Here is a 9,630-nt window from a genome sequence, read left to right on the forward strand (position 1 = left end):
CTGGATCACCGACACCCACGGCGTCCAGTCGTTGTGGGTGGGTGCCTGGGCGCCGCTGGGGGTGGTGCTGGTCGCCGACCGGCTGGCCGCGCTGATGCTCACCGTCGCCTCTCTGGTCACCCTCGGCGTGTTGATCTACGCCACCGGCCAGGACGAGGAAGAGGTGCACCGCGAGACGCCGGTGTCGATTTTCCACCCCACCTTCCTGCTGCTCTCGGCCGGTGTCTCGGACGCCTTCCTGGCCGGTGACCTGTTCAACCTGTTCGTCGGCTTCGAGATCCTGCTGTTCGCCTCGTACGTGCTGATCACGATGGGCGGCACCGGCGAGCGGATCAGCGCCGGGTCGACCTACGTGGTGATCAATCTGGTCAGCTCGCTGTTGTTCCTGACCGCACTGTCGATCAGCTACGGGGCCACCGGCACGGTGAACATGGCGCAGCTCAGCCAGCGGTTCGCCGAGTTGCCCGGCGACGTCACGATCGGAATCCAGTTGCTGTTGCTGGTGGTGTTCGCGATCAAGGCGGCCGTCTTCCCGCTGTCGTTCTGGTTGCCCGACTCCTACCCGACCGCGCCGGCGCCGGTCACGGCGGTGTTCGCCGGCCTGCTGACGAAGGTCGGCGTGTACGCGATCCTGCGCACCCAGACTGCGATCTTCCCGAACAATCCGCTGACCGATCTGCTTGGCTGGGCGGCGCTGGCCACCATGGTGATCGCGATCCTGGGTGCCATCGCCCAGTCCGAGATCAAACGGTTGCTGTCGTTCACCCTGGTCTCGCACATCGGCTACATGATGTTCGGCATCGCGCTGGCCACCCCGGCCAGCCTGGGTGGCGCCATCTTCTACACCGCGCACCACATCACCGTCCAGGCGGCGCTGTTCCTGGTCGCCGGCCTGATCGAACGGGTCGGCGGTTCGACCTCGATGGACCGGCTGGGCGGTCTGGCCAGCACCGCACCGGTGCTGGGCGCATTGTTCTTCATTCCGGCGATGAACCTGGCCGGCATTCCGCCGTTGTCCGGGTTCGTCGGCAAGCTCGGCCTGCTGCTGGCCGGCGTCGAGGTCGGCACCCCGTTGGCCTGGGCCCTGGTCGCCGGCAGCGTGCTGACCAGCCTGCTCACCCTGTACGCGGTGGCGAAGGTGTGGAACCGGGCATTCTGGGGCACCCCGGTGCTGGGCCCGTTGGCGCCCGATGAGCAGCCGGTGGACGCCGAGCTCGGAGCCAAGCCGATGCCGGGTGTGATGGTCGGCGCGACGGCCGCACTGGTCGGCCTCGGCCTGGCCCTCACTTTCCTGGCCGGCCCGCTGTACGGCTACGTCGACCGGGCCGCGGCCGGCCTGCTGGACGACTCCTACCTGCGGGCCGTACTGACGGGGGTGGCGCCATGATGAGGCGATCGGCGAGCCGGCGGCGGCTGCGCTGGCGGCTGCAGTGGCGGGCGATCCTGGCCCTGACCGTGATCTGGGTGATCCTGTGGGGCAACTATTCGCTGGTGGACATCGTGGTCGGCATGGTGGTGTCCTGGCTGGTCACCGTCACCTTCCCGCTGCCGCCGATCCGCTATCGCGGCCGTCCGCGACTGGTCGGCACGCTGAAGCTGGCCGCCACCACGCTGGTCGACCTGGCCGTGGCGTCCTGGGGGCTGGCGGCCGCGGCGTTCCGGCCGCGGGTCGACTTCCAGCCGGCCGTCATCCGGGTGCGGCTGCGCAGCAACCAGGATCTCTACCAGGTGGAGACCGCCGAGCTGATCTCGATCGTGCCGGGCTCGATCGTCATCGATGCCCGCCGCTCGACCCGGACGCTCTATCTGCACCTGGTCGACGTGACCGGCCCGGACGACGTGGAGCGCGCCCGCGCCCATTCCCTCACCGTCGAGCGGCGGCTGTTGGAGGCGATCGGCAGCAAGGCCGACATCGCGGCCCTGGGTGAGAAGGCACAGCGGGAGAAGGAGCAGGCATGACGCAGATCCTGATCTGGCTGGCCGCCGGGATGATCGCCGCCGCGGTCGGACTGACCCTGTGGCGGCTGACCAGAGGCCCGTCCACGCTGGACCGCATCGTGAGCGCAGACGTGCTGGTGTCGATCGTGCTGATGACGATCTGCCTGGTGATGGTGGTGACCAAGGACAGCAGTTCGCTGCCGATCCTGCTGGTGCTCGCCATGGTGGCCTTCACCGGCGGGGTCAGCGTGGCCCGGATGCTGGCGCCCGGGGCGTCCGACCGGCAGCGTTACCGGCGCGATGAGGAGGACGCCCAGTGAGCGCCGACGAGATCTTCGACCTGATCGGGGCCGTGTTCCTGGTCGGCGGGGCGTTCTTCTGCCTCGGCGGCGCACTCGGCCTGGTCCGTTTCCCCGACGTGCTGGCCCGGATGCACGCCGCCACCAAGCCACAGGTGTTCGGCCTGCTGCTGGTGCTGCTCGGTGTCGGCTTCTCGATCCGCGAGCCGAAGGTCTGGCTGACGCTGCTGGTGGTGATCATGCTGCAGGTGCTGACCGCGCCGGTGGCCGGCCACCTGATCGGACGTGTCGCCTACCGCTCCGGCGCCTGGGAGCCGGACGACCTGCTGGTCGACGAACTGTCCGACGATCTGCGTGATGCCGGCTTCAGCCGCAACGAGGAGTTCCGCCCCGAGCGAGGCAAGGACCGCCCCAAGAGCTGACCGCTGGCCGTCGTCGAGCTTGTCGAGACCCTGCCTGGGAAAGCGCTGATCATCACGTCATCCCGGGCTCCGACCCGGGATCTGGGGCGGGGAGAGATCCCGGATCGAGTCCGGGATGACGAAGGCGGGCTTGATCAGCGCATCCCTGGACGTTGGAGTGGTCAGCGTGAGCGGAGGCTGAGCACCCGCGATTCCCACGCTGCCAGCACCGTGGACTCGCGGTCCGGATGGGTGCCGAGGATCAGTTCGGCACCGTCCAGATCGGGCAGCGACCCCACCGGCAGCTCCGCCGGAGCCGACGAGCAGTTGGCGACGACCAGCAGCACCTCGTCGCCGAGGGTGCGGGTGAACGCCCAGAGTTGCTCGTGGTCGGGCAGCAGCAGCTGGAACCGTCCCTCGCGGACGACCTCGCTGGAGTGCCGCAGCCGGATCAGCTGCTGGAAGTGGGCGAACACCGAGCCGGGGTCACGGCGGGCGTCGTCGGCGTTGATCTGGCGGTAGTTGGGGTTGACCGACATCCAGGGGATCCCGCTGGTGAAGCCGGCATAGGGTGTGGCGTCCCACTGCACCGGGGTGCGGGCGTTGTCGCGGCCCTTCCTGGCCAGTGAGCGCAGGATCTGTTCCTCGGGGACGCCGGCCGCGCTCGCCAGGCTGTGGTAGTTGAGCGATTCGACGTCGAGGTAGTGCTCGATCTGGGTGAGTGGCGCGTTGGTCATGCCGAACTCTTCGCCCTGGTAGATGTACGGCGTGCCCTTCTGCAGGTGCAGCACGGTGGCCAGCGTCTTGGCCGAGTCGACCCGATGCTCAGGCGAGTCGTCGCCGAACCGGGAGACGGCCCGGGGCTGGTCGTGATTGTCGTAGTACAGCGAGTTCCAGCCGGCCTCGGCCAGGCCGTCCTGCCACTGCGCCAGGTTCTCCTTCAGGCGGGGGAGCGGCAGGTCGGCCAGGTCCCACTTGCTCCACGAGGCCTGGTCGAGGTTGACGTGTTCGAAGGTGAACACCATGTTCAGCTCGTGCCGGTCCGGATCGGTGACCCGCCGGGCCACCTCGATGGTGGCGCCCGGCATCTCGCCGACGGTGAGCAGGTTCTTGGCGTCGAGGCCGACCTCGCGGTTCATCTCGGCCAGGAACTCGTCCAGCCGAGGACCGTTGGCCACCCGGCGCAGGCTGCCCTGGCCGGGCTCGATCGGCCCACCCGAGGTCAACTCCTCGGGCTTGGAGATCAGGTTGATCACGTCCATCCGGAAGCCGTCGACGCCGCGGTCGACCCACCAGCGCATCATCGTGTAGACCGCCTGCCGCACCTCGGGGTTCTCCCAGTTGAGGTCGGGCTGGCCGGGGCTGAAGATGCCCAGGTAGTACTCGCCGCTGCGCGGGTCGAAGGTCCACGCCGACGGAGCGAACGCGGCCTGGCTGTCGTCGGGCTCGGCGCCCGGCGTCCCCGGTTCGCAGCCGGGGCGGGCCGGACGCCAGAAGTACCAGTCCCGCTTCGCCGAACCCGGCTCGCGTGACTCGGTGAACCAGGCGTGCTGGTCGGAGGTGTGGTTCACCACCAGATCCATCACCAGCTTGATGCCACGCTCGTGCGCGGCGGCGAGCAGCGCGTCCAGATCGGCCAGGGTGCCGAACAGGGGATCGATGTCTTGGTAGTCGCTGATGTCGTAGCCGTTGTCGACCTGCGGCGAGCGATACACCGGTGAGAGCCAGATCACGTCCACCCCGAGCTCGGCCAGGTAGTCCAGCCGGCTGGTGATGCCCGGAATGTCGCCGATGCCGTCACCGTCGGAGTCCTGGAACGACCGCGGATAGATCTGATAGACGACCGCTGAGCGCCACCAGCCGTCCGGACGGGCCGCGCGATCGAACTCCACTGCGTTGCTCAATGCTTCTCCTGTTGGGAACGAGCACAGGCCCCCGTGCGGAGGCGCCACGACCGGGTGGTGGCGGCGCCCCTGCACAGAGACCTGCGCTTGGCTGGATTTCGATGGGGAACGGGGCGTCAGCCTACTTGATGGCGCCCTGGGTCAGGCCGGACATCACCCAGCGCTGCGAGAACAGGTAGACGATGATGGCCGGCGCCATCGCCATCAGGTACGACGCGAAGCTGACGTTGTAGTTGTTGCTGAACTGGGTCTGGAAGATGCTGTTGACCACCGGGATCGTCTGCCATTCCGGCTGCGAGATGATCAGCGACGGCATCATGAAATCGTTCCACGAACCCAGGAACGAGAAGATGCCCACCGTGGCTGCCATCGGTGCCAGCAGCGGGAAGATCAACTGCCAGAACGTCTGCCAGGTGCTGGCGCCGTCCATGCGCATCGACTCTTCGAGCTCCAGCGGGATCGACCGCAGGAACGTGGTGAACAGCAGGCAGTTGAACGCCAGGCCGAACACGATCGTCAGCAGGGCGACGCCGAAATAGTTGTCCAGGCCGAGGATGCCGGTCAGCCGCACCTGGGGCAGGGCGACCACCGGGAACGGAATGAACATGGCGGCCAGCAGGTAGAAGAACGAGTAGCGGAACACCTTGCGGTCCCAGTTGCGGACGATCGCGTACGACGCCATCGCCGAGAAGATGATGGAGCCGGCCACCGCGATCACCGTGACCAGGGTCGAGACCAGGAACGCGCGCGGGAAGTTGGTCAGCGCCCAGGCCTCGGTGAAACCAGTCGTGCTGAACGGGTTCGGCAGACTGAACGCGTTCAGGTCGGTGGATTGTTCGGTGGTCTTGAACGCCATCGACACGGTGACATAGAGCGGCACCAGTACGGTCAGCGCAGCCAGGATCAGCAGGCCGGTGGCTGTCCAGTTGGTGCGCTCCTGGCCGACCTTGCCGCGCGTGGTTGCTTTCGCCGGCTTCGTTGCGGTTGCGGTGCTCATTCGGAGGTCCCTCCTCGGGTAAAGCGCAGCTGCAACAGCGCGATGATGATCGTGATGATGAAGAAGACGGCGGCGTTGGCCATCTGGTAGGCGTAGTCGCCGCCCTCGAAGCCCTTGAAGATGGTGAAGGCGACCGACCGGGTGGCGGTGCCCGGACCGCCGTCGGTCAGGCCTTTGATCTGGTCGTAGACCGCCAGATAGTTCTTGAAGCCGATGATCATGTTGATGCCGACGTAACCGGCGACCAGCGGCAGGGTGATGTGGATCAGGTTCTGCCACGGTGAGGTGCCGTCGATGGAACTGGCCTCGTAGACCTCGCCGGGAACCGTCATGAACCCGGCGATGTAGATCAGCATGGCGCTGGGGACCGAACCCCACACGGTGACGATCACCACCGCGAACCAGGCCCAGTTCTCATTGGCCAGCAGGCTGGTCGACAGGGTCTCCGAACCGATCATCTGGCCGAACGCGGTGAGGGAGTTGTTGAACAGGAACTTGAACACGAACGAGTAGATGATCGCCGAGATGACCATCGGGATCACGAAGATCGCACGCAGCGGGTTGGTGAACTTGATCTTCGAGGTCAGGCCCAACGCCAGGAAGAAGGCGATGGCGTTGACCAGGATGACGGTGACGAAGGCGAACAGGAACGTGAAGCCGTAGGACGACAGGATGTTCTCGTCGCGGAACAGGGCGACGTAGTTGCGGAACCCGATCCAGTCGAAATCACCGAAGCCCATCGAGTTGGTGAAACTCATGGTCATGCCCTCGATGGCGGGATACGTGATCAGCAGGGTGAAAACGGCGATGGCGGGAAAGAGGAAGAACCAGTAGATCGGCTCGACCCGACGCCGGCGGTGCACGATGGTGGGAGCCTCGGCCGGCGCCTTCTGGGCCGGTTGCTGGACTGTGGACGACATGCATGGACTCCTTTATCAGGCCCGGAAGGCGAGTCGGGACCAGTCGCGGTCGAGTTGCGCGAGCAGCGGCTCGGGAGCTTCACCGAAGACGATGGACTGGAAGTAGTTGGGTGCCGGGATGGTGTTCGGAATGAACTGCGAGGCGCCCATGTAGAACTTGCCCGAGTTGTAGTACGGCTGCATGCCGATGATGCGCTCATCGGTGACCGGCGGTGCGTCCTTGGTGGTGCCGAAGCCGAGGAACTTCGCGTTGTACGGATCCTGGATCTTCGGCTGCATCAGGTACTGCAGGAACGCGCGAGCGCCCTCCTTGCCGTTCGCCACTTCAGGCACCCACAGCGACAGGTCGATGTTGACCCGCACCTTGAGGTCGTCGGCGTTGTTGGTGGCCGGGAACGGGAAGGTGCCCAGCTCGAGATCCTTGCCCACCTTGTCGAACTCGCTGAACGCCCAGGGACCCTGCAGGATCATCGCGGCCGCACCATTGGCGAAGGCGGTGTTCCCGTCGCCGTAGCCGCGGCTGGCGGCGTCGGAATTGATGTACTTGGTCAGCGCGACCATCTTCTTGACCGGTTCCAGCATCGTTTTCTGGAAGGAGACCTCGGAGTTGGGTCCGACGTCGACGCCGATCTGGTTCATCTTCTTGTAGAACTCGGCGATGTCGACCATGCCGCCGGCCGGGTAGTCGAACCAGCCCTGCATGATCGTCCAAGAGTCCATGAAGGTCGCGTAGAACGGGGTCACCCCCTTGCCCTTCAGCGTCTCGCAGACGTTGAGCAGCTGATCCCAGGTGGTTGGCACCTCGACGCCGTTGTCGGCGAAGATGCGCTTGTTGTAGATCACCGAGGCCGCCATCGCCGAATACGGCAGCACGCTGATCCGGTTCTCGTACTGCGGGTAGGCCTTGGTCAGCTCCACGATGTCGGGGCGGATGGTGGACGTCTCCGGCATGTCGGACAGGTCCGACAGTGCGCCGCGTTCCATGAAGCGCGCCATTTCCAGGTTGTAGTTGAGCATGCCCAGGTCCGGCGGATTGCTGCGCACGAAGCTGGCCGACAGGTTGGTGGAGATGTCGTGCAGGATGCGGTATTTGCTCTGCGAGGCCGTGAACTCTTCAGCGAGCTTGCTGAAGTAGGAAATCGCCTCTGGCTTGGATTGATAGAAGGTGATGGTTTCTTGAGCACCTGCGGTGCACCCGGTCAGCCAGGGGGCCGCGGCGACCGCCCCGGCGATCCCGGCCGCGGTGAGGAACGTGCGCCGGGACGGGGACCAGGTACTGAGGGGGTTGGCGTTCGTGTCGGGAACGCCTGATGAGGGTTGAGGCACGTCGTTGTCCTTCGGTCGTCGATGACTGCGCCGGTTCCTGTGACGACTAAATCGAACTATCACAGGAAAATGACTCCGGGTAGGATGCCGCAAGCTCGCACCGACGGTCAAGGGGGAATGAACGCATGAGCCTTACCGCTGGCCAGTTGCGTCATCGGGCGAGCACGGCCGCGGTTCTGGAGTTCGCCTGGGACGCCGGAGCCTTCCAGGCCGACCATGTCATCGCCGCTCTCGGGCTCACCCGGTCGACCGCGCTGGCGGCCCTGGACACGCTCATCGAACTCGGTCTGATCAGCGAACTGCCCAGTGCCGGCCCGGGCGAGGGCTACCGGCTGGGCCGGCCCGCGCGCCGCTTCGAGCTGCGCGCCGAGGCCGGTGTCGTGGTCGGGGTCGACGCAGGGGAGCGCCAGTTCACCGCGTCCGTCGCCGATCTCGCCGGCGAGATCCTGGCCCGGTGCTCGATCGGGGTGCGCGGGTTCTCGGACGCCGCGCTGGTCCGCTTCGACGATCTCGACCCGGCCGAGCGCCCGACAGCGGCACTGCAGGCGATCGACGGCGCGCTGGCCAAGCTCGGCCGGACCCGTGCCGATGTGATCGGCCTCGGCGTCGGCATCCCGGCGCCGGTCGACGCCGACGGCGGTTCGCCGTCCCATCAGGCGGGTTTCTGGCAGCACATGAACAGCGGGCTCCAAGGTGTGCTCGACGCGGAGTTCCCGGCCGTCCGGGTCGAGAACGACGCGGCCCTCGCCGCGGTGGCCGAAGGCACCCTCGGCGCGGCGCGCGGCCATGACGACTTCGTCGCGATCCTGGTCGGACGCCGATTGGGTTCCGGCGTCTTCCTCGACGGACGACTGGTGCGTGGCGCGAACGGCGGCGTCGGTGAGCTCGAGGGCCTGCGTTACGTCCCCGGCGTGGGCAGCACCCACGGCATCGGGCCCCGGGCGGAGCGATGGCTGCGCCAGGAACTGGACGCCGGACGCGTCCCCGCCGATCATCCCTGGGCGGAACTGGATCAGGCCGGCCTGACGGCCGAGGCGGTGCTCTCTGCGGCGAGGCTCGACGACCCGGTCTCGCGTCCGCTGCTGGAGGAGCTCGGCGCCACGATGGGCAAGATCTGCAACGTCGTCGCCCGCTTCTACGATCCGGGCGTGATCGTGGTCTGCGGCGCGATGGCCGGCGCGCTCGGTGAAGTGATCGAGATCGCCCGCACCCAGCTGGCCGCTGATTCCGAGCTGCCGCCGCCCGAGATCGTCGCCTCGCAGTTCGGTGGCGACATCGTGTCGCTCGGCGCCGTCTCGGCGGCGCGCGAGGCCGCGGCCGCGGTGGCGCTCTCGCTGTTCTCCGAGCGCTACCACCGGGAACCGCCGGCCTCCTGAGCCTGCCGCTGGTCGACCTTGTCGAGCCCCGGCCACAGTTGGTCGAGCTTGTCGAGACCCTTTGCGGACCGAGGGGACGGTTCTTTTCGTTCCACTGTTGGTCGAGCTTGTCGAGACCCTCGACGGGCGCGTCGCGGCACGTCGGCGCAGTCGTTGTGGAGCGGTGTGGCATAATCACGCTCAGGACGAGCCCGCACAGCAGGCTCATTCGATCCGGCATAGTCGAGGTGACAGCTCGATGCCCGCCGACCCCACCGCGACGGCGACGACCGCGGGGGTTGGCGAGGGGCGGGTCCCAGTCCACAGGCTTTGCCACCACGGTGGCTTACATCAATCGGCGCCCCCGCCGATGAAGGGGAGCACATGCTCGACAACGATTCACCCACACTCACTTCTGCCTCCGACGACGCCGTCGCGCAACCGCCGGCGCCCCGCCGGCGCCGCTCGGCCAGCCGGCCCGCAGGTCCGC

9 protein-coding genes are annotated in these 9,630 nt (G+C 67.0%); 5 read left to right on the plus strand and 4 right to left on the minus strand.

What is annotated here, in order from left to right:
• From QM624_RS05855 to mnhG, 4 genes are all read left to right on the plus strand, one after another.
• A partial coding sequence (locus QM624_RS05855) for a Na+/H+ antiporter subunit D (RefSeq protein ID WP_415089712.1) occupies positions 1-1,387 on the plus strand: 1,387 nt, incomplete at its 5' end.
• Entirely contained in the window at positions 1,384-1,959 is a 576-nt protein-coding gene (locus QM624_RS05860; protein WP_415089714.1) for a Na+/H+ antiporter subunit E, read from the plus strand. The genes QM624_RS05855 and QM624_RS05860, both read left to right, overlap by 4 nt.
• On the plus strand, positions 1,956-2,258 hold the full coding sequence (locus QM624_RS05865) for a monovalent cation/H+ antiporter complex subunit F (RefSeq protein WP_298129830.1): 303 nt from the start codon (positions 1,956-1,958) through the stop codon (positions 2,256-2,258). The genes QM624_RS05860 and QM624_RS05865 overlap by 4 nt, the downstream gene beginning before the upstream one ends.
• The gene (gene mnhG, locus QM624_RS05870; RefSeq protein ID WP_415089716.1) at positions 2,255-2,659 is read left to right on the plus strand and encodes a monovalent cation/H(+) antiporter subunit G; all 405 of its coding nucleotides are present in this window, start codon (positions 2,255-2,257) and stop codon (positions 2,657-2,659) included. The genes QM624_RS05865 and mnhG overlap by 4 nt, the downstream gene beginning before the upstream one ends.
• Positions 2,660-2,820: 161 nt before the next feature.
• On the opposite strand, the gene QM624_RS05875 is transcribed toward mnhG, so the two are convergent.
• From QM624_RS05875 to QM624_RS05890, 4 genes are all read right to left on the minus strand, one after another.
• Entirely contained in the window at positions 2,821-4,542 is a 1,722-nt protein-coding gene (locus QM624_RS05875; protein WP_415089718.1) for a glycoside hydrolase family 13 protein, read from the minus strand.
• Positions 4,543-4,663: 121 nt separating this feature from the next.
• A complete protein-coding gene (locus QM624_RS05880) occupies positions 4,664-5,539 on the minus strand; it encodes a carbohydrate ABC transporter permease (RefSeq protein WP_415089720.1) in 876 nt (291 codons plus the stop codon).
• Positions 5,536-6,459 carry a carbohydrate ABC transporter permease gene (locus QM624_RS05885; RefSeq protein WP_415089722.1) on the minus strand — a complete coding sequence of 308 codons (924 nt, stop codon included), beginning with the start codon at positions 6,457-6,459 and terminating at the stop codon, positions 5,536-5,538. Before QM624_RS05885 ends, QM624_RS05880 begins: the two co-directional genes overlap by 4 nt.
• A gap of 15 nt (positions 6,460-6,474) precedes the next feature.
• Positions 6,475-7,785 (minus strand): ABC transporter substrate-binding protein, encoded by a 1,311-nt coding sequence (locus QM624_RS05890; protein WP_415089724.1) that lies wholly within the window; start codon positions 7,783-7,785, stop codon positions 6,475-6,477.
• Positions 7,786-7,910: 125 nt separating this feature from the next.
• Between QM624_RS05890 and QM624_RS05895 the strand changes: the two genes are divergently transcribed.
• Positions 7,911-9,161 carry an ROK family protein gene (locus QM624_RS05895; protein ID WP_415089726.1) on the plus strand — a complete coding sequence of 417 codons (1,251 nt, stop codon included), beginning with the start codon at positions 7,911-7,913 and terminating at the stop codon, positions 9,159-9,161.
• Positions 9,162-9,630: the final 469 nt, after the last annotated feature.

The organism is Micropruina sp., from assembly GCF_047606365.1.
In the GTDB taxonomy this organism is placed as follows: Bacteria; Actinomycetota; Actinomycetes; order Propionibacteriales; family Propionibacteriaceae; genus Micropruina.

Excerpts from the sequence above, each read along its gene's own strand:
- QM624_RS05860 (WP_415089714.1), top strand. The coding sequence starts at position 1,384 with ATGATGAGGCGATCGGCGAGCCGGCGGCGGCTGCGCTGGCGGCTGCAG.
- QM624_RS05865 (WP_298129830.1), top strand. The coding sequence starts at position 1,956 with ATGACGCAGATCCTGATCTGGCTGGCCGCCGGGATGATCGCCGCCGCG.
- QM624_RS05880 (WP_415089720.1), bottom strand. The coding sequence starts at position 5,539 with ATGAGCACCGCAACCGCAACGAAGCCGGCGAAAGCAACCACGCGCGGC.
- QM624_RS05885 (WP_415089722.1), bottom strand. The coding sequence starts at position 6,459 with ATGTCGTCCACAGTCCAGCAACCGGCCCAGAAGGCGCCGGCCGAGGCT.
- QM624_RS05895 (WP_415089726.1), top strand. The coding sequence starts at position 7,911 with ATGAGCCTTACCGCTGGCCAGTTGCGTCATCGGGCGAGCACGGCCGCG.